General features: G+C 67.8%; 16 protein-coding genes. 8 read left to right on the forward strand and 8 right to left on the reverse strand.

The window, feature by feature from the left end:
* Positions 1–4: 4 nt before the first annotated feature.
* Entirely contained in the window at positions 5–1009 is a 1005-nt protein-coding gene (locus ASG67_RS11115) for a histone deacetylase family protein (RefSeq protein WP_056529838.1), read from the reverse strand.
* Positions 1009–2601 (reverse strand): lysine--tRNA ligase, encoded by a 1593-nt coding sequence (locus ASG67_RS11120; protein WP_056530547.1) that lies wholly within the window; start codon positions 2599–2601, stop codon positions 1009–1011. Before ASG67_RS11120 ends, ASG67_RS11115 begins: the two co-directional genes overlap by 1 nt.
* A 56-nt stretch (positions 2602–2657) precedes the next feature.
* Between ASG67_RS11120 and ASG67_RS11125 the strand changes: the two genes are divergently transcribed.
* From ASG67_RS11125 to ASG67_RS11155, 7 genes are read left to right on the forward strand one after another with little or no spacing between them, the layout of a single operon-like run.
* A complete protein-coding gene (locus tag ASG67_RS11125) occupies positions 2658–3230 on the forward strand; it encodes a Uma2 family endonuclease (protein WP_056529840.1) in 573 nt (190 codons plus the stop codon).
* Between the two features lie 24 nt (positions 3231–3254).
* A complete protein-coding gene (locus ASG67_RS11130) occupies positions 3255–5978 on the forward strand; it encodes an ATP-dependent DNA helicase (protein ID WP_056529843.1) in 2724 nt (907 codons plus the stop codon).
* Between the two features lie 10 nt (positions 5979–5988).
* Positions 5989–6525 carry a SixA phosphatase family protein gene (locus tag ASG67_RS11135; RefSeq protein ID WP_056529846.1) on the forward strand — a complete coding sequence of 179 codons (537 nt, stop codon included), beginning with the start codon at positions 5989–5991 and terminating at the stop codon, positions 6523–6525.
* A gap of 53 nt (positions 6526–6578) precedes the next feature.
* Complete coding sequence (locus ASG67_RS11140) at positions 6579–7217, forward strand: CerR family C-terminal domain-containing protein (RefSeq protein ID WP_056530550.1); 639 nt, start codon at positions 6579–6581, stop codon at positions 7215–7217.
* Positions 7214–8335 carry an HlyD family secretion protein gene (locus ASG67_RS11145; RefSeq protein WP_056529848.1) on the forward strand — a complete coding sequence of 374 codons (1122 nt, stop codon included), beginning with the start codon at positions 7214–7216 and terminating at the stop codon, positions 8333–8335. Before ASG67_RS11140 ends, ASG67_RS11145 begins: the two co-directional genes overlap by 4 nt.
* Position 8336: 1 nt before the next feature.
* Positions 8337–9938, forward strand: a complete 1602-nt coding sequence (locus ASG67_RS11150; RefSeq protein ID WP_056529850.1) for a DHA2 family efflux MFS transporter permease subunit — start codon at positions 8337–8339, stop codon at positions 9936–9938.
* A complete protein-coding gene (locus ASG67_RS11155; RefSeq protein ID WP_056529853.1) occupies positions 9938–11473 on the forward strand; it encodes an efflux transporter outer membrane subunit in 1536 nt (511 codons plus the stop codon). The genes ASG67_RS11150 and ASG67_RS11155 overlap by 1 nt, the downstream gene beginning before the upstream one ends.
* Here ASG67_RS11155 and ASG67_RS11160 read toward each other — a convergent pair.
* From ASG67_RS11160 to ASG67_RS11175, 4 genes are all read right to left on the reverse strand, one after another.
* Positions 11451–11948 (reverse strand): hypothetical protein, encoded by a 498-nt coding sequence (locus ASG67_RS11160; RefSeq protein ID WP_082543472.1) that lies wholly within the window; start codon positions 11946–11948, stop codon positions 11451–11453. The two genes, ASG67_RS11155 and ASG67_RS11160, sit on opposite strands and share 23 nt — an antisense overlap.
* A gap of 63 nt (positions 11949–12011) precedes the next feature.
* Positions 12012–13559, reverse strand: coding sequence for a GMC family oxidoreductase (locus ASG67_RS11165; protein ID WP_235535166.1), 1548 nt, complete (start codon positions 13557–13559; stop codon positions 12012–12014).
* Positions 13556–14953 (reverse strand): alpha/beta hydrolase, encoded by a 1398-nt coding sequence (locus ASG67_RS11170; RefSeq protein WP_235535167.1) that lies wholly within the window; start codon positions 14951–14953, stop codon positions 13556–13558. Before ASG67_RS11170 ends, ASG67_RS11165 begins: the two co-directional genes overlap by 4 nt.
* A gap of 103 nt (positions 14954–15056) precedes the next feature.
* Positions 15057–15569: an Lrp/AsnC ligand binding domain-containing protein gene (locus ASG67_RS11175; RefSeq protein WP_082543473.1), complete on the reverse strand. Its 513-nt coding sequence runs from the start codon at positions 15567–15569 to the stop codon at positions 15057–15059.
* 65 nt (positions 15570–15634) lie between these two features.
* Here ASG67_RS11175 and putA point away from each other — a divergent pair, with 65 nt between their 5' ends.
* Positions 15635–18736: a bifunctional proline dehydrogenase/L-glutamate gamma-semialdehyde dehydrogenase PutA gene (gene putA / locus ASG67_RS11180; RefSeq protein WP_056529860.1), complete on the forward strand. Its 3102-nt coding sequence runs from the start codon at positions 15635–15637 to the stop codon at positions 18734–18736.
* Between the two features lie 51 nt (positions 18737–18787).
* Here putA and ASG67_RS19755 read toward each other — a convergent pair whose 3' ends face one another.
* Positions 18788–19564: a phospholipase D-like domain-containing protein gene (locus tag ASG67_RS19755; protein WP_321163536.1), complete on the reverse strand. Its 777-nt coding sequence runs from the start codon at positions 19562–19564 to the stop codon at positions 18788–18790.
* Entirely contained in the window at positions 19537–20193 is a 657-nt protein-coding gene (locus ASG67_RS19760; RefSeq protein ID WP_321163537.1) for a PLDc N-terminal domain-containing protein, read from the reverse strand. The genes ASG67_RS19755 and ASG67_RS19760 overlap by 28 nt, the downstream gene beginning before the upstream one ends.
* Between the last annotated feature and the right edge of the window lie 96 nt (positions 20194–20289).

Here is a 20289-nt window from a genome sequence, read left to right on the forward strand (position 1 = left end):
TCCTTTAGAATCCCGACAGGAAACTCACGACATTGGCGCCCAGCGCGTCGACCGCATAGCCGCCCTCCATCACGATCGTCGTCGGCCATCCGCGCGCGGCGATGTCGGCGGCGAGCAGGGCGTAATCGGCAGTGGTCAGGCGGAAACGGCTGATCGGGTCGCCCTCCCTCGTATCCGCGCCGAAGCTGACGATGAGGAAGTCGGGGGCGAAGGCGGCGATCGCGTCGAGCACCTTGGCCTGCGCCGCACGGAAGGCGTCAACATCGGTGCCCTGCGGCAGCGGCAGGTTCAGCGTCGTGCCTGTGCCTTCGCCCTCGCCGCGTTCGTCGGCATGGCCCCAATAGAACGGATAGTCGCTCGCCGGATCCGCATGGACCGACGCATAGAATACGTCGGCGCGGTCGTAGAAGATGTCCTGCGTGCCGTTGCCGTGGTGATAATCGATATCGAGGATCGCCACCCGCGCCCGGCCGGCGTCGCGTGCTGCCTGTGCCGCGATTGCCGCGACGTTCAGGTGGCAATACCCGCCGCAATAATCCGCCCCCGCATGATGGCCGGGCGGGCGGCACAGCGCAAAGGCAGCCCGCTCGCCACACAGCACTGCGTGCGTCGCGGCCAGTGCGGTCTGGGCGCTGGCATAGGCGGAATTCCACGTGTCGGCGGTGATCGGCGTCGTCGCGTCGAAGCCATGACGGCCCAGCAACGCGTCGATCCGGTCCAGCCGCAACGGCCGCCGGCCGACGATCGGAAAGGCATAGGGGATCGCCTCGCCCGTCCGCCCCGCCGCCCGCCACAGGGCAGGCGCCTCGCGCAGGAAGCGGCAATAATCGGCATCGTGGACGCGCAGGATCGGCGCCTCGCCGCGATCCGCCGGCAGCTCCGCCCCGCCGATCGCGGCCAGGATCATCTCGGCGCGCGCCGGCACCTCGGCATAGTCGGTGAAGCCGCCGTTATGCAGCTCCAGCGCCGGCGCGTGGCGTAGCTGGTCGGGGTGGAAGAACGCCCGCATCAGCCGGCTTTGGCGAGCGCTTCGGCGATCAGTGCGCGCGAATTGGCGATGCCGTACAGCTTGATGAAGCTGCCCATCCGCGGCCCCTGCGCGGAACCCAGCAACGTCTCGTACAGCGCCTTGAACCAGTCGCGCAGTTCGGCAAAGCCACCCGTCTTACCGATCTCATACACGATGTTCTGGATATCCTCGGCCGGGGCATCGGCGGGCAGCGCCGCCAGTTCGCTGTCCAGCCGTTGCAGGGCGGCGACCTCGACCCCTTCGGGCGCGCGGCGGTGCAGCGTCGGCGCCACGAAATCGCGGGCATAGGCCAGCGCATGGCCGATCAGGCGATCGAGCGCGGGATAGCGATCGGCGCTGGCATCGGGCACGTAATTGGCCAGATAGCCCCACACCTGCTCCTTGCTCGCCTCGCCCATCACCCCGACGAGGTTCAGCAACAGCCCGAACGTTACCGGCAACGCCTCGTCCGGCACCTGGCCGTCGTGGATGTGGTGGACGGGATTGCCCAGCTTTTGCTTCAGGTCCTGACCCTCGTAATTGCCGCGGAATTGCCAATATTCGTCCACCGCGCGCGGGATGACGCCCATGTGCAGTTGCTTGGCCTTTTTTGGCTCGCGATAGGCGAAGAAGGACAGCGACTCCTCTGGGCCGTAGGTCAGCCACTGGTCGATCGACAGGCCGTTGCCCTTCGACTTCGATATCTTCTGGCCCTGCTCGTCCAGGAACATCTCGTAATTGAAGCCCTCGGGCGGCCGGCCGCCCAGCACGCGGGCGATCTTGGACGACTGCGTGACCGAATCGATCAGGTCCTTGCCCGCCATCTCGTAATCCACGCCCAGCGCGACCCAGCGCATCGCCCAGTCGACCTTCCATTGCAGCTTTGACAGGCCACCCAGCGCCGACTGCACGATCCGCTCGCCATCCTCGTCCACGAAGGCGATCGTGCCGGCATCGGCATCGATCACCTCGACCGGCACCTGCACCACCACGCCCGTCTTCGGGCTGATCGGTAACACCGGCGAATAGGTTGCGGCGCGTTCGGCGCGCAGCGTCGGCAGCATCACGTCCTGAATGCCCTGAAAGTTGCGCAGCACGACTTTCAGGGCCTCGTCGAACCGGCCGGCGGTGTAATATTCGGTGGAAGACGCGAAGTCGTAATCGAAGCCGTAGCGGTCAAGGAATTCGCGCAAGGTCGCGTTGTTGTGCGCGGCAAAGCTGTCATACGTGCCGAACGGATCGGGGATGCGCGTCAACGGCTTGCCCAGATGCTCACGCAGCATGTCGCCGTTGGGGACATTGTCCGGCACTTTGCGCAGGCCGTCCATGTCATCCGAAAACGCGATCAGCTTCGTCGGCATGTCGGACAGCGCGTGATACGCATTGCGCACCATCGTCGTCCGCAACACCTCGTTGAACGTGCCGATATGCGGCAGGCCGGACGGGCCATAACCGGTTTCGAACAGGATCGGCGCAGGCTGTCCGTCCTTGGCGGGCTTCCCGTTCGGATAGCGCTTCAGGAGCTTGCGGGCCTCTTCATAGGGCCAGGCCTTGGATTCCAGGGCGGTGGTGCGCAGATCGGTGTCGGTCATGATGCGCCGCATCTGACGCTTTAGGTGGCGAAGCGCAAATGCTATGGAGGGGCGGCATGAACAAGCCGACCACCTTTGACGGGCCGCGTCCGCTCAAGCTGACGGTCGATCATTTCACGGCGCTGCACGATGCCGGCGTGCTGGCGGACAGCGGCCATGTCGAATTGATCGAAGGGGTCGTCATCGAAATGAGTCCGCAGCGTCGTGCGCATTCCTACATCAAGAACGAACTGACGTACCGTTTGCGTCGCGCGCTGGAAGCACTCGGATCGAGCTACATCGCACAGAGCGAACCCACCGTGGCGCTGCCGCCACACAGCGCACCCGAGCCCGATGTCGTGGTGACGAACGATCCGCGAGGCACGGGCTATATGCCGGCCGCCTCGATCACGCTGGTCATCGAAGTAGCGGATTCGACCGTACGCTACGACGTTTCGACCAAACGAGACCTGTATGCCGGCGCGGCGTTACCCGAATATTGGGTGGTCGATGTGCAGGGCGCCGTCGTTCACCGCTTCTGGTCACCGGACGATGGCCATTATCGTCAGGCGGACCGACTGCCGCTGGCGGAGGAACTGCGCAGCGGGACGATGCCCGAACTGGCGATAGAGGGCATCAGCATCCTCTAGCGTTCCCGACCCGTTCCGCCCTACATGGCGGATGTGATCGCTTATCCTGCCCTCCACGCCAGCCATGGCGGTATCTGGATCGCCACCGCCGACGATTGTCGGCCGGTGGGCCGGGGCGAGGCGATCCGGGTGGCGGCGGAGACGCCGGTCATCCTGCTGAACGCGCCATTGGTCGGGCAGCGGCTGGGTTATGCCGAACTGTCGGGGCTGGACCTGCTCGAACTGTTCGCGTTCCTGCATCCCGCGCGGTTCGCGGTGCCGACACCGGCCGGCCTGGCGCGCGCAGTGGACCTGTCGCCGCCGGAGCGGGATGAGGATGTCGCGTCGTTCCTGCTGGAAGCGGCGGCGGCGCTGCTCGCGGTGCCGGACGGCGACTGGGCGGAGCGTGAGGGTGCGTTCTCGTCGGCGCAATCGCTTACCCGGATGCGCTGGCCCTGGGCGCCGGTGATCGGCCCACGCCTGACCAAACCGCGTGTCGACGAACGCTGGCTGTTCTCGCGCCTGCCCGAATGGGAGGAGGCACCGCCACGCCCCGCGCCGCGCACCGTCGAGATCGACCCCGCCGCCGCCGAGGCGCGGCTGGCGGAACTGACCGGTGGGGCGGCCGAGGAACGGCCGGGCCAGCGCGCCTATGCCGCCGCCGCCACCGCCGCCTTCGCGCCACGGGCGATGCGCGACACGCCCAATCTGGTGCTGGCGGAAGCGGGGACCGGGATCGGCAAGACGCTGGGTTATCTCGCGCCCGCCAGCCTGTGGTCGCAACGGGCGGGCGGGGCGGTGTGGATTTCCACCTATACCAAGGCGCTGCAACGCCAGTTGGGGGCGGAGACGGCGCGGGTCTATCCCGATCCCGTGCTGCGCCGCGAGCGGGTGGTGACGCGCAAGGGGCGGGAGAATTACCTGTGTCTGCTCAATCTGGAGGATGCGCTGCAGGGCGGCTTCGCGGGGCGGGCGGCGGTGCTGGCGCATCTGGTCGCGCGCTGGGCGGCGTACAGCGTGGACGGCGATATGGTCGGCGGCGATCTCCCCGGCTGGTTGCCGACGCTGTTCCGGCGCAACGGGCCGGCGGCGCTGACCGACCGGCGCGGCGAGTGTGTCTATGCCGGCTGTCCGCATTACCGGAAATGCTTCATCGAACGCGCGGCGCGCGCATCGGCGGAGGCGGACATCGTCATCGCCAACCACGCGCTGGTGATGGTCAACGCCGCGCGTGGCCGCGAACTGGCGACGCGGCCGACCCGGTATGTCTTCGACGAGGGGCATCACCTGTTCGACGCCGCCGATTCGATGTTCGCCACCGCGCTGACCGGATCGGAGACGATCGAACTGCGCCGCTGGGTGCTGGGGCCGGAAGCGGGTGGGCGCGGGAGGCGGCGCGGGTTGCAGGCGCGGCTGTCCGATGTCGCGAGCTATGACGAGGGCGGCGCGCGGGCGATCGCCGATGCGGTGCAGGCGGCGCACGGGCTGGCGTCCGACGGCTGGCTGGGCCGGATCGGCGAGGGCCAGCCGTTCGGCCCGATCGAGACGTTGCTCGCGGCGGTGCGCGGCCTTGCCTATGCCCGTGCCGAACAGCCCGGCGATGCAGGATACGGGCTGGAGACCGAACTGGCCGAACCGACGCCGGAACTGATCGAGGCGGCGGCACCGGCCGCCCATGCGCTTGATGCGTTGCTGCGGCCGCTGGTGGCGCTCGGCCGGCGGCTGGAGGCGGTGCTGGCTGAGGCGCCTGACTGGCTCGATGCACCGGCGCGCGCGCGGGTGGAGGGGGCGATCGCCTCGCTCGGCTGGCGGGCGGAGACGGTGGCGGCGTGGCTGTCGCTATTGGCGCGCGTCGGTGGCCCGGTCGATCCCGATTTCGTCGACTGGCTGGCGGTGGACCGGGCGGAGGGGCGCGAATGGGATGTCGGGCTGCATCGCCACTGGCTCGATCCGACCCGGCCGTTCGCGGCGATCGTGCTGAAGCCCGCGCACGGCGCGCTCGTCACGTCGGCGACGCTGACCGGCGGCGGCGCCGATGTCGAGGAGGGTTGGCAGGTCGCCGAGGCGCGTAGCGGCGCCCCGCATCTGGCGCGTGCGCCGATGCGGTTCCAGGCGGACAGCCCGTTCGATTATCCCGCGCAGTCCGAGGTGTTGATCGTCACCGATGTAAAGCGCGGCGACGTCGCGGCGCTGGCCAATGCCTATGCACGACTGATCGTCGCGGCGGGCGGCGGTACGCTGGGGTTGTTCACCGCGATCCGGCGGCTGCGCGCGGTGCATGGCCGCATCGCCGACCGGTTGGCGCGCGAGGGATTGCCGCTGCACGCGCAGCATGTCGACCCGATCGATACTGGCACGCTGGTCGATATCTTCCGCGACGATCCCGCCGCCTCGCTGCTCGGCACCGATGCGCTGCGCGACGGGGTGGACGTGCCGGGCCATTCGCTGCGGCTGGTGGCATTGGAGGGGGTGCCATGGCCGAAACCCACCGTGTTGCACGCCGCGCGCAAGCTGGCGGGGGGCGGTTCCGCCTATGACGACCGCATCGTGCGGGCGCGTCTGGCGCAGGCGTTCGGTCGGCTGATCCGGCGCGCCGACGATCGTGGTGCCTTCGTGCTGCTGTCCGCCGCCATGCCGTCGCGCCTGCTGGGTGCCTTCCCGCCGGGCGTGCCGATCTCCCGCGTCACGCTCGACGAAGCGGTCGCGCGGGTAAGTGCGCGGCTTTCCTCCGACGCGCGCATCGGGCATGAGGAAGTCCTGCCCGATTGACGGAGAGTCCATGAAGACGCTGACCCTGCTCCGCCATGCGAAATCGGGCTGGGACGATCCCGTCGCACGCGATTTCGATCGGCCGTTGAACCCTAAGGGGCGGCGGGCGGCGCAGTTGATCGGCCGCCATCTGCGCCAATCGGCCTGCACCTTCGATCACGTCATCGCCTCGCCGGCGGTCCGCGTGGTCGAAACGCTGGCGGAGATCGGCGAGGGTTACGGCGCGGCGCTGGCCCCCGAATGGGATCGCCGCATCTACCTCGCCTCCGCCGCGACGCTGCTCGATATCGTCCACGAACTGCCCGAAATGGCAACGCGCGTGCTGCTCGTCGGGCATAATCCGGGGCTGGAGGATCTGGTGCTGACGCTGGTGCCGGACGACGGCGCGGTGCTGCGCGACGAGGTTGAGGCCAAATATCCTACCGCGACGCTCGCCGAGATGACCCTGGACGGTCGCTGGACGGCGGCGGGACGTGGCACCGCTACGCTCGCGCGCTTCACCCGTCCGCGCGACCTCGATCCGACGCTGGGACCCGACAGCGACTGAACATGACGGCAAATTCATTGGCGACGTTCGTTCGATCGAACTAATTGGCGCCGGTGGTACAGGATCGGCTCCTCGACATCGCGATCAGCGAATTCGGCTCGAAAGGGCTGGAGGGCGCTAGCACGCGCGGGATCGCCGCGGCGGCGGGTACGGCCATGTCGTCGATCACCTATCATTATGGCGGCAAGGAGGGACTATACCTTGCCGCTGCCGATCGCATCGCGGAACGCATGGCGACGATGATCGCGGAACCGCTGGAGGCGGAGCAGCACATCGCCGCCGATGACGCGGACGGCGCGCGCGCGGGCATTCACCGCTTCCTCGGTCGCCTCGCCGACAAGATGGCAAGCGACGAGAATGCCGACTGGACGCTGTTCATCCTGCGCGAACAGATGAAGCCGGGCGAGGCATTCGATCGCATCTATGGCGGCGTGATGGGCCAGATGGTGTTGATGGTGGCCGATCTGGTCTGCATCGCCACCGGCTGCGCCGACGCCCGCACCGCCCGCATCGCGACCATCACGCTGATGGGTCAGGTAATGGCGCTGCGGTCGAGCCGGGCGACCTGCCTGCGATTGCTGGAATGCGACACGCTGACCGCTGCCGACGTGGCGGACATCAAGGCGCGGATCGACGCCAATATCGATGCCATTCTCCATTCGATGCGTGCTGAGGAACAGGGCCGGGCATGAGCGACCAGAACGACAATCAAGACACCGCAGCCGACGATGGCGCGGACGACAACGACTCGGCGGAGGCCGCAAAGAAGCCGTCCGTCTTCAAGAAGCCGCTGTTCTGGATCATCCTGATCGGCGTCGTCGCGGTGCTGGTGATCGGCGGCGTGCTGTACTGGCTCGACGCGCGGCAATATGAATCGACCGACGACGCGTTCGTCGACACGCATATCGTCCGCCTCGCGCCGCAGGTCGCGGGCACGCTGGTGCAGGTCGCCGATCTCGACAATCGCCATGTCCAGGCGGGGCGCCTGCTCGCGGTCATCAAGGCATCGGGCCGCGACGCGCAGGTGGCCGAGGCTCAGGCCAACGAGCAACAGGCCCGCGCGCAGTTCGCGCAGGCGCAGGCACAGGTGACGGCGGCGATCGCGACGCAGACGCAGGCGGCGGCACAGGCGCGCGTGCCGATGGCGGCGGCGGTGAAGGCGCGGCAGGATCTGGCGCGCTACGAAGCCCTGTTGCGGCTCGACCCGAATGCGGTGGCGGGCCAGCAACTCGATCAGGCACGGGCGACCGCGCGCCAGACCGCGGCGGATGCGGCGGCGGCGCGCGAACAGATCGATACCGCCGCGGCGCAGGTGTCGGTCGCGCGGCGTCAGGTCGGTGCGGCGAAGTCGGTGATCGACGCCCGGCGTGCGCAGATCGATCAGGCCAATGTCGCGATCAGCGACCTGCGCCTGACCGCGCCGGTGTCGGGCCAGGTGGTCAACCGGCAGGTCAATATCGGCTCCTATGTCGGGCCGGGTACGCAGTTGATGGCGATCGTCCCCGACCACATGTGGGTGACCGCGAATTTCAAGGAAACGCAGCTGACGCTGATGAAGATCGGCCAGCCGGTCGACATCCATGTCGACGCGTATCCCGGCATCGATTTCAAGGGCCATGTCGATTCGATCCAGCGCGGCGCCGGTCAGGCGTTCGCCCTGCTGCCGCCGCAGAACGCGACGGGTAATTACGTGAAGGTGGTGCAGCGCGTGCCGGTACGGATCGCGTTCGATGCGCAGAATGGCCCCGACCCGCGCCGCTATCCGATCGGCCCCGGCATGTCGGTGGTGCCGACGGTGAAGGTGCGCTGACATGGCCGCCGCCGGTGCCGCGCCGCAATGGTCGCCCAGTCGGTCGGCGGCGGGGCGGTACAGCCCCTGGCTGATCGTCGCGATCATCTCGATCCCGACCTTCATGGAGGTGCTCGACACCTCGATCGCCAACGTCGCGCTCGATCATATATCGGGCGGGCTGTCGATCACCACCGATCAGGCGACCTGGGTGCTGACCAGCTACCTCGTCGCCAACGCGATCATCATCCCGATCTCTGGTTGGCTGAGCGATGCGATCGGGCGGAAACGATATTTCCTGTTGTCGATTGCGCTGTTCACGCTCGCCTCGCTGTTGTGCGGGCTGGCGCCGAACATTCAAACGCTGGTGCTGGCGCGCGTGTTGCAGGGGATCGGCGGCGGTGGGCTCGCGCCGGTCGAACAGTCGATCCTGGCCGATACGTTTCCACCGGCCCAGCGCGGCATGGCGTTCGCCGCCTTTGCGATCGTCGTCGTCGTCGGACCGGTGCTGGGGCCGACGCTGGGCGGATACATCGTCGAATATTCCAGCTGGCACTGGGTGTTCCTGATCAACGTGCCCGTCGGCATCGCCGCCTGGTTTCTGGTCGAGACGTTCGTCGACGAGCCGGATCAGGTGAAGAAGGACCGTGATGAGCGGTTCAAGGATGGCCTGCACATCGATTATATTGGCGTCGCACTGGTGGCGCTCGGCCTCGGCTTCCTCGAACTCACCTTCGATCGCGGCGAGCGCGAGGACTGGTTCGCCAGCGGTTTCATCATCATGTCGTCGATCGTCGCGGCGGTATCGCTGATCTCGCTGGTCATCTGGGAATTGAACCACAAGGACCCGGTGATCGATCTGAAGCTGTTGAAGAACCGCAACTTCGCGCTGACGATCGGCGTGATGGGCGTGACCGGCATGATCCTGTTCGGCACGACGCAGCTGATCCCGCAGATGCTGCAACAGGTGCTGGGATACAGCTCGCTCGATGCCGGCCTCGCGCTCACCGCTGGTGGTCTGGCGACACTGGTGATGGTGCCGTTCGCGGGGCGGCTGAGCGGCGTCGTGGATGTCCGTTTCCTGCTGTTGCCGGCCTTGTTGGTGCAAGCGTTTGCGCTGTGGAACATGAGCCATCTGAGCGCCGATATCGCCTTCTCCGACGCCGCGTTCGCGCGGCTGTTCCAGGCGATGGCGCTGCCGTTCCTGTTCGTGCCAATCAACGCGATCGCCTATGTCGGATTGAAGCAGACACAGACCGCACAGGCATCCAGCCTGTTGAACGTATCGCGCAATCTGGGCGGGACGTTGGGCATCGCCTTTGCGCAGACCTCGCTCGCCGGCGGATTGCAGCGGCATCAGTCGGAACTGACGCAGACGCTCAACCCGCTCGACCCGAACTATACCGACTGGATGGCAAAGGCGACGGCGGCGTTCGGTGGACAGAGCGATCCGGCCGGCACGGCGATGGCGGTGCTGTATAGCCAGATGCAGCGTCAGGTGGCGATGCTGGCCTTTCTGGACGTGTTCCGATCGATGATGGTCGTCGTGCTGGTGGTCGCGCCGCTGGTGTTGTTCATGCGCTCCGGCAAGACCGGTGGCGCACCTGCTGGAGGAATGCATTGATGCGTGCGCGCGCTTCGATCGTGGGGCCGGCGCTGGCGGCGATGCTGCTGGCCGGCTGCACCGTCGGCCCGAACTATCGCCCGCCCGCCATGGACGTGCCGGCGGCGTTCGTCGGCCCGCAGGTGGCGGCAGCACCCGGCGTGTCGATCGATCCCGCCCGCTGGTGGACGGCGTTCGGCGATCCGCAATTGGACGGCCTGATCGACCGCGCGCTGAAGGACAATCCAGACATCGCCATCGCCGCGTCGCGCGTGCGGCAGGCGCGGACGCAGGAGATCGTCGCGCGGGCAGCGGGGCGGCCGACCGTCAACGCATCGGCGAACGCCACCGCGCTGGAATTCAGCAAGAACGCCGGCCTGTCGACGATCGCCCGCTCGTTCAGCGGCGGCGATACCGGTGGTGCCAACAACAGTGGTGGAACTGGGGTCGGCACCGGATCGGGCATCGCCCTGCCGGGACGCGGTATCACCACCTTCGCGGCGGGCTTCGACGCCAGTTGGGAACTCGACCTGTTCGGCGGTGTCCGTCGCCAGCAGGAAGGGGCGCGCGCGCGGACCGAGGCGGCAATCTGGTCGCGGCGCGATGCGGCGGTGACGCTGGCCGCCGAAGTGGCGCAGGCGTATTTCGCGCTGCGGCTGGACCAGGTGCAGGCCGCGACGATCGACCAGGAACTGATCCGCCAGCGCCGCGCGCTCCAGATCGCCGGCAACGTCGCCAAGGTCGGGCTGGTGCCGCCGATCGACGTGACCCGCCAGCGCGGCTCGATCACCGCGACCGAGGCACGGGCCGAACCGATCCGCGCCGATATCGACGTGCGGATGCATGCGCTGGCGATCCTGCTGGGCGAGCCGCCCGCGGCGCTGATGGGCGAGCTGGCAGCGATGCCGGTGCGGACGCTGGCAGTGCCGACGATCCCGGCGGGGCTGCCATCCGACCTGTTGCGCCGTCGCCCCGACGTGCGCGCGGCGGAGCGCGATCTGGCGGCGTCGACCGCCGATATCGGCGTCGCGGTAGCGGACCTCTATCCGAAATTCAGCCTGACCGGCGTCGCCCAGCTCATCTCAACCGCGCTCGGCAACCTGTTCTCGGGCGACAGCCTGCAATTGACGAGCAGTGGCGCGGTGCAGTTTCCGCTGGTCGATTTCGGCCGGCGCAAGGCGACTGTGACCGCGCGCGAGGAGGATCGCGAACAGGCGTATCTGCGCTATCGCACGACGGTGTTGCAGGCGTTGCGCGATGTCGAGGACCCGCTGACCCAGATAGCCGGTGAACGGCGGCGCAACGCGGCGCTCGCCCGCGCGGTGACGGATGCGCAGAGTAGCGCGTCGGCGCTGGAGGCGCAGTACCGCACCGGCTTCATCGCACAGGACAGCCTGTTGAACGCCCAGTCCGACGTGCTGTCCGCGCGCGAGCAACTGGCCGCCAGCGACGCGCAATTGCGCCAGCTGACGGCGGCGTTGTTCAAGGCGATGGGCGGCGGCTGGTCGGAGGGTGACGACGTGCCGCCACGCCCTACTTCACCTGCGACACCATGAGCCGCAACGAGGCGGCGTCGCTGCCGGCGATCTGGAGCAGATAGCGACCGGGTCGAAGGTCGAAATCGACCATCTTGCGCACGTCCGAACACGCCGGACCATGACCATGCGCGGCGGGGTCGATCGCCTTGCCGCCGCCCACGACATCGATCCACGCGCTGCTGCCCAATGCCACGCGGTAACGACCGGCGGCCGGCGCGGTGAACGCAAACAACCCGCCGCGGCTATCAACGCTGCCGCGATTTGCCGGAGCGACGCGATATGTGACCTGCGCGGCGGGCGGTAACGCCGCCTGTCGCGAGGCACCGACTGGTAGGGCGGGGGCCGCACCGACCGACGCCGCCGCCACGATCGGCGTTGCCGCCGACCAGCCGGCCGGATCGGCGGATCGCCCGGCCACGCAGGGCGCTGCGTGGATATCCGGCGCCGCGTTCGCTTGCAGCGCCGCCGCCAGCGCTATCGCCATCCCGATCATGCCCGTCTCTCCCATCGACCGGCTACGGCTATATCCCGGCGGATATGCCGTAGCCAATAGATGTCACGCGCCCTTCAAAAACCGGTCCGCCGTCCGCAAACTCAACGCCATGATGGTCAGCGCCGGATTGGCGGCGAGCGAACTCGGGAAGATCGAGTTGTCGCAGATCCACAGATTGTCGATGTCGAAGCTGCGGCCCCAGGGATCGACGACGGCCACGTCGCCGTTATCGCCCATCCGGCAAGTGCCGATCGTATGCGCCGCCCGCGGCAGCACCATGATGTCCTGTGCGCCGGCTGCGCGCCAGATCGCGGTCATCGTGTCGGTCGCGTGGGCATCGATCGCCTGTTCGTTGGCATTGTAGCCGAACGTCACGCGCGCCTTGGGCAGGCCGAACGCGTCCGTCTCGTCCGCCAGCGTCAGGCGATTGTCGTCATGCGGCAGGCATTCGCCGTTGATGCCGATCCCGGCGAGGTGAAGGTAATCGTCCATCAGCGCGGTCAGGCCGCGACCCCAGCGCCGGCCGCCGCGCGCGATCGTCGTCGCCAGCGTCATCGGCAAGACGCCCAGGCTCTGCATCAGATAGCCGCCGGTGAAATCGGCCCCGGCAGCGCGCACCATATCCTCGCTGATGAGCGACGACGGATAACCGCGATTACAGCGCATCTCCGCATCGAAGCGACCCCAGACCTGCGTCGCGACATGTGCCATGAAATTGCGCCCGACCTGCCCGCTGGAATTGGCGAGGCCGAGATGGAGCAGCAACCGCGGTGTCTCCACCCCGCCGCCGCACAGGAACACCGCGCCGCAATGCTGGCGATGCTCGATCCCGTCACGGACATAGACCACCGCCGTGACGCGGCCGCGCGCATCGCGCTCGACCCCGGTCGCCATGCAGCCGGGCCTGATCTCGGCCCCGTGTCCGACGGCGAGTGGCAGATAGGTGGTGTCCATGCTGGTCTTGGCGGCATTGCGGCACCCCTGATGGCAGGTGCCGCAATTGACGCACGCCTGACGAAGGTCACCGCCCTCCTGCTGCCAGTCGCGCGATACAACGGCGGCGGGCGCATCGGTCGTGGCGATGCCGAGCGCCGCACAGCCCGCCGCCATCGCATCGGCGGATGCATTGCGCGCAACGGGTGGCAACGGATAGCGCCGCGCCTTGTCCCACGGATAATCCGCCGGGCCGGACACGCCGATGAAGCGCTCGACCTCCTCGATATACGCGATCAGCTCGTCATGACGGATCGGCCAGTCAACGCCGTCGCCGGTCAGCGATTGCAGCCGCAGGTCGCGCGCATCGGGGCGCGGGCAGAAGGCGCCCCAGTGCAGCGTCGATCCGCCAACGCCGGTGCCACTGTTGTTGCCGCCGAACGCCTGCGGCATCGCGCCGTCGCTCAACCGCTCGTCCATCCAGTAGATGTCACTGGCGGCGGTTTCGTCGGGGGTATGATCGCCGGGTTCCCAATTGGGACCGGCCTCAAGCGCGACGACCTTCAGGCCCGCCTGTGCCAGCCGTGCGAGTAGGGGCGCGCCGCCCGCACCGGTGCCGATCACCACCGCATCGACCATATCGGTCGCGGCATATCGACGCATGTGATCCAGCTTCAACGCAGGCGCTCCTTCATCGCGCGGGGTTCCCAGTGTTCCGGATCGTCGGCGCGGGTCTTCGCAAAGCCCTGCTTGCGCCAGCCGTCGCCGCCACTGGCGATACCGTCATAGCCGATCCGTGCCATCGTCGCCGGATGTGCCAGCCAGATACGGACGCCATCGGCGCGGACATCCTCGAACCACAGCGCCATCTGAGCGGGCGACAACGGGGCGTCCGGGGCGGCGGGGCAATCGCCATCCTCGATCCGCATCAACAGCGCGTCGCGTCGTTCGTCATCCAGTCCGGCAAATCCACCATCGCCCGCCGCCCGGTCGAGCGTGTCGAGACCCGCCCGATACGCATCGGCATCGGCCGGCAGGTCGGCAAAGCGCCAGCCATCGCCCTCACCCGCATGCAACCGCGCATCGATCCGCGCCGCGAGATCGATCGCACCGTCCTCCTGCGGGATCACTCGCGTCATGACTGCGCGGAGCGTGGCCAACTGCCAGTTTGACAGGACCTGCGGCACATAATCTACCGGATCCGGGTGCGCGCGATCGGTCAGGATCGCGCGTGTCCTCGCACTGACCCGGTCATACGCGATCAGGCGCGCGAAATGCGACGGGATCGTCGGTTGCGTCGCCATCGCTGTCGCGACGTGCTGGCGAATCAAATCGGCCACCGCCGCCGGCTTTTCCAGCGGCATCAGGTGTGCGGCACCATCAATAACCGCGATGTGGGGTTGTTTATAATGCGGCGCATTCAGCCGCCGCTGATTGGCCTCGCCCAGATCGCCATCCTCTGATCCCGCGACGATCAGCGCGGGGACGTGAAGGACCCCGATCCGGCTCGACCAATCCTCGCGGCTGCCGCGTTCCAGCCACGCGAGCCATGCGGCGGGATCGGAGCGGCGCACATCGGCGACCGCCGCCGCCATGACGGCTTCCTGCAGCGGCGCGGCAACGTTGTCGCTCACGAATTTCGTCGCCTCATCCTCGTTCAGCGGCCCCTTCGCGGCCCAGCCGATCATCGTCGCGCGGCGATCGTCGTCGATCGGCTCTGGCGAGGGCGGCGAGGCGGCGATCAGCACGACACCGACCAAGCCCGGCAATTCACCATGCGCCGATCGGGCGGCCAGGATCGTCGCGATCTTGCCGCCCATGCTGTGGCCGACGATCATCCACGGCCCGTCGATCCGCGCGCGGACGATCGCGGCGACATGATCGGCCATTTCCTCGACCGTGAAACCCGCATCGCCGGCCGCATCGCCGAAACCGGGCAGGTCGATCGCGATGCAGGCGAAGCCTGCCAGCCGGTCGACCACCGCATCGAACGAGCGGGCACTCGCCCCCAGCGCGTGCAGCAGCACGATGACGGGCGCATTCTCCGTTCCACCGACCATGTTTCCGACCAAGACCGCCTCCGATGACATCGCCCCCGTAACGACGGCCACCGGCTTCGGTGCCGTGGCTCGGCCGTTAGATGATGAAAAGATAACCTGTGTTCAGTCGCACGGGTCAGATCGGCAGGTGCGTCGTCGCCTTCACCTCCTCCAGCACCGCATAGGTCCGCGTCTCGCGGATGCCGGGCAGATCGACCAGCGTCGATCCAAGGAACACGCGATAGGCGGCCATGTCGGCGACGCGCACCTTCAACAGATAATCGAACCCGCCCGCGACCATATGGCATTCCAGCACCTCGGGCAGCCGTTCGACATGCGCGGCAAAGGCGGCGAACACGTCGTCCGATGTCCGGTCGAGCAGCACCTCGACAAAGATCATCAGCGCGCGGCCCAGCTTCACCGGATCGAGCAGCGCAGTATAGCCGACGATATACCCGCTGGCGCGCAACCGCTTCACCCGGTCGAAACACGCGGCGGGCGACAGGCCGCACCGGGTGGCCAGCGCCTGATTGGTGATCCGCCCGTCGTCCTGCAACGCGCGGAGCAGCTTGCGATCCATCGCATCCATCGCCTGAAGATCCTTCGGTCTATACCTTGTTTGAACCCGTTGCTTCGTCGGGAAGGACATAATCACAAAGCACCTCCGCCGGAAACCGGGATATAGGCGAACGATCACCTTATCGGATCATCGCCATGCTTCGCACCTTTGACTGGGACCGCCTCGACACCACCAAATACCGTGAGGAGAGCGACACCGTCGCCGCCCTTCTCCGCGCCGTGCCGCTGAACACGGAGGACCGCGAAACCGTGTCGCGCCATGCCGTGACGCTGGTGCAGGCGGCCCGCGCCTCGACGAAGAAGCAGGGCGTGGTCGAGAGTTTCCTGCAGGAATTCTCGCTCGGCACCAAGGAAGGGCTGGCGTTGATGTGCCTGGCCGAGGCGCTGTTGCGCACCCCCGATGCCGAGACGCGCGACCGGCTGATCGCGGAAAAGATCGGCGCGGCGGACTGGGCCAGCCATCTCGGCGGATCGGACAGTCTGTTCGTCAACGCATCGACGTGGGGCCTGATGCTGACCGGCAAGCTGATCGACGTCGATGACGAGGCGAAGCGCGATCTGGGCGGCTGGGTAAAGCGGCTGACGGCGCGGCTGGGCGAACCCGTCATCCGCCAGGCGGTCGGCGCGGCGGTGCGGATGATGGGCGAACAGTTCGTGCTGGGCCGCACGATCGAGGATGCGTTGAACCGGGCGAGGAAGGATGGGTATCTGTGCTCGTTCGACATGCTGGGCGAGGGCGCGCGCACCGCCGCCGACGCCGCGCGCTACGAAACGATCTATGCCGATGCGATTCAAGCGGTGGGCCGCGCCCGCGCACCGGGCCTGTCGCCCGAGGATGGCCACGGCGTATCGGTAAAGCTGTCGGCGCTCTGCCCCCGCTACGAAGCGGTGCAGGAAGCGCGTGTCTGGGACGAGCTCTATCCACGCGTGAAGCGCCTCGCGCTGATCGCCGCGCGCCACAACCTGAACTTCGCGATCGATGCGGAGGAGGCGGACCGCCTCGTCATCTCGCTACGCCTCGTCGATCGGCTGGCGCGCGAGGAGGAACTGGGCGACTGGACCGGCCTCGGCGTCGTGGTGCAGGCGTATCAGAAGCGCGGGCTGGCGGTGATCGAGGGGCTGGAGGCGCTGGCGCGCTCCACTGGCCGGCGGATCATGGTCCGCCTCGTCAAGGGCGCGTACTGGGACAGCGAGATCAAGCGCGCGCAGGTCGCCGGCCGGCCCGATTATCCCGTCTTCACGACGAAGCCCGCGACCGATCTTTCCTATCTTGTCTGCGCCGCCGCGCTGATCGAGGCGAGCCCGGCACTTTATCCGCAATTCGCGACGCACAACGCCCACACGCTTGCCGCCGTCAGCCTGATGGCGACGCAGCGCGGGGTGCGGATCGAACACCAGCGGCTGCATGGCATGGGCGAGGCGCTGTACAAAGCAGCCGGCGGCAATTTGAGCCTACGCGCCTATGCGCCGGTCGGCGGGCATGAGGAACTGCTCCCCTATCTGGTTCGCCGTCTGCTGGAAAACGGTGCGAACACCAGCTTCGTCCACGCGCTGCTCGATGAGCGGGTGCCGGCCGAACTGGTGGTCGGCGATCCGATCGACACCGTCCGCGCGCAGCCCGATCGCCATCCGCGCATCCCGGTGCCGGCCGATATCTATGGCGCGGCGCGGGCCAATCCGGTCGGTCGCGATTACAGCCGCGACAGCGAGCGGGCGGTGGCGGCGCGCGCGGCGCAGGTCGGCGCGGCGGACACCATCGCCGCCGGCCCGATCGTCGGCGGCACGCTGCTCGCCGGCACGGGGCCGCGACCGATGACCAGCCCGGTCGATCGCACGCAGTTGATCGGCGCGGTCAGCGACGCGACGGCCGCTGATATCGATCTCGCGGCCCGGCGGGCGACGGCCGCGCAGCCGGCATGGGATGCGCTGGGCGGTACCGCGCGCGGCCGGGTGCTGCGCGCGATGGCCGATGCGCTGGAGGCGAGCATGGATCGGCTGATCGCGCTGCTGTCGCGTGAGGCGGGCAAGACGCTGAACGACGGCGTCGCCGAGGTGCGCGAGGCGGTCGATTTCTGTCGGTACTATGCGCATCTCGCCGAAAAGCAGTTCGACGGCCTGCAACCGCTGACCGGCCCGGTCGGCGAGACCAATCATCTCGAACTGCGCGGGCGCGGCACGTTCGTGTGCATCAGCCCGTGGAATTTCCCGCTGGCGATCTTCACCGGCCAGATCGCCGCCGCGCTGGCGGCGGGCAATGCAGTGCTGGCGAAACCCGCCGAACAGACGCCGCTGATCGCCGCCGAAGCGGTGCGGCTGTTCCACAAGGCGGGCCTCGATCCCGACCTGCTCGCGCTGTTGCCCGGTGACGGCGCGACGGTCGGCGCGGCGCTGGTCGAGCATCCCGGCATCGCCGGCGTCGCCTTCACCGGCGGCACCGAAACCGCCTGGTCGATCAATCGCGCGCTGGCCAATCGTCGCGGACCGATCCTGCCCTTCATCGCCGAGACCGGCGGCCTGAACGCGATGTTCGTCGATACGACCGCGCTGAAGGAGCAGGTGGTCGACGACGTCATCGTCTCGGCGATCGGTTCCGCCGGGCAGCGGTGCTCGGCGCTGCGCCTATTGTTCGTGCCCGAGGAATCGGCGGACGAATTGATCGCCACGCTGACCGGCGCGCTCGATGCGCTGGTGATCGGCGATCCCGCCGACGCCGCCACCGATGTCGGGCCGGTGATCGATGCCGATGCGCTGGCGATGCTGGAGGAGCACCGGGCGCGGCTCAGCAGCGAGGCGACGATCCTCGCGCGGCTCGATCCGGGGGCATGGGGGCAGCGCGGCGATTTTTTCGGCCCGATCATCGCCGAAATCCCGCGCGCCGATTTCCTGGGCCAGGAGGTGTTCGGCCCGATCCTGCACATCTATCGCTACAAGGCGGACGAGCTGGAGGCGATCGCGCAGGGGCTGGCCGATACCGGTTATGCGCTGACGCTGGGCATCCACAGCCGCATCGAACGCTTCGCCGAACGCATCCGCGCGCTGGTCCCCGCCGGCAACGTGTACGTCAACCGCTCGATCATCGGCGCGGTCGTCGGCGTGCAGCCGTTCGGCGGCGAGGGATTGTCCGGCACCGGGCCAAAGGCGGGCGGCCCCCACGCCCTGCTCCGCTACGCGGTCGAACGCGCCGTCTCGGTCAACATCACCGCGCAGGGCGGCGATCCGGCGTTGTTGAACATCTGAACGGGGCGGGGGCCGCTTGCGTCGCCAGATAATGACCCGCTGTGTCTGAACCTACAGCAGCGGGCTCATGATCCGGGCGATGTTTTCCGGCAGATGGCGCCATCGCGGCCGCGCGCGCCATTGGTCTAGGCGAACCTCGTCGCTCGCCGCGATATAGCCCGCCTGGATCTGATCCAGCCGGGCGATCTGCGCGGTATCGTGGAGGAGCAGGCTGACCTCCTCGTTCAACTGGAACGAGCGGAGATCGACGTTGCTCGATCCCAGGATGCCCAGCGTTCCGTCGATCCCGACATTCTTGGCGTGGAGCAGGAAATCGCGATAGCGGTGGATGCGCACGCCCGCGACCAGCAACTCCTCGAAATACGAACATTGCGCGAGATGGACGATCTGTTGATCCACCACCGCCGACACCACCAGATGCACCGCCACCCCGCGCGCGGCGGCGCAGCGCATGGCACCGATCACTGCCTCATCGGGGACGAAATAGAGCGTGACGAGCACGACCCGATCGCATGCCCGGTGCAGTTGCCAGACGAGCAGCGTCTCGAACCCCTCCAGCGGAAAATCCGCCCCGCTCGGCAGCAGTTGCAACCGCGCATCGCCAGTCGGCGCGGGCACGGCGACGGGGGCCGGATCGACCGCGCCGCGTCCCTCGATCGTCCAGTCGCCGGCCACGACGGCGGCCATCGCGGCGACGATCGGCCCGGTCGTGCGCGCGACCAGTTCGCGGTTGACGAAGCCGGGGCGGAAATCCTTGGCGACCAGATTCTGCGATCCGGCATAACCGATCGCGCCATCGATCACGAACAGCTTGCGATGGTTGCGCATGTCGGCGCGGCGTGGCGGCGCAGCAGATGCGCGGGCAACGCCTCGCGCACCGCCGTGCCCGTGTCGCGGAGCAGGCGCAGCGTGCCGCGTCGCCACTTGTGTGAACCGACCGGATCGAACACCACCCGGCACCGCACCCCGCGCGCGGTCGCCCGCGCCAGCGCCGCCGCCACGCGCTGTCCCACCGCATCGTCGGCAAAGATATAAACCAGTAGATCGACCTGCGACCGCGCACCGTCGATATCGGCGACCAGCCGGTCGATCACCGCATCGTAATCGTCGATCAGTTCGATGTCGTTGCCGCCGACACAGGGCAGCCGACCCAGCGTATGCGCAAAGGCCGCGGTCGCGCCACCGTCGCCGCCAGCCTCGCGCGTCAGCATGGCACCGACATCGGCGAAAAACGGTCTGAGCGTCCGCCAGCGTCGTTCCCGTGCCGCCGGAAAACCGGGCCGGCCGATGATGAGATACAACAGTAGCCCACCGACCGGAAAGATGAACAGCAGCAACAGCCAGCTCGCCGCCGCCGCTGGCGACCGCCGCAACGGCACCACCGTCAGCGCGCCCAGCCGGATCAGCCATTCGGCCACGAACCAGATGGTCTGCACATCGGGATGGTCCGCCAGCATCCGCCATTACTAACGCGGACCGGCCTGCAGACCAGCCTTTCGGCGAATACGGCCCCGAAAACTGGTATCGCCTGTTATCGTCGTCATCAGGAGATA

It is taken from the genome of Sphingomonas sp. Leaf339 (assembly GCF_001426195.1).
Lineage (GTDB): Bacteria > Pseudomonadota > Alphaproteobacteria > Sphingomonadales > Sphingomonadaceae > Sphingomonas.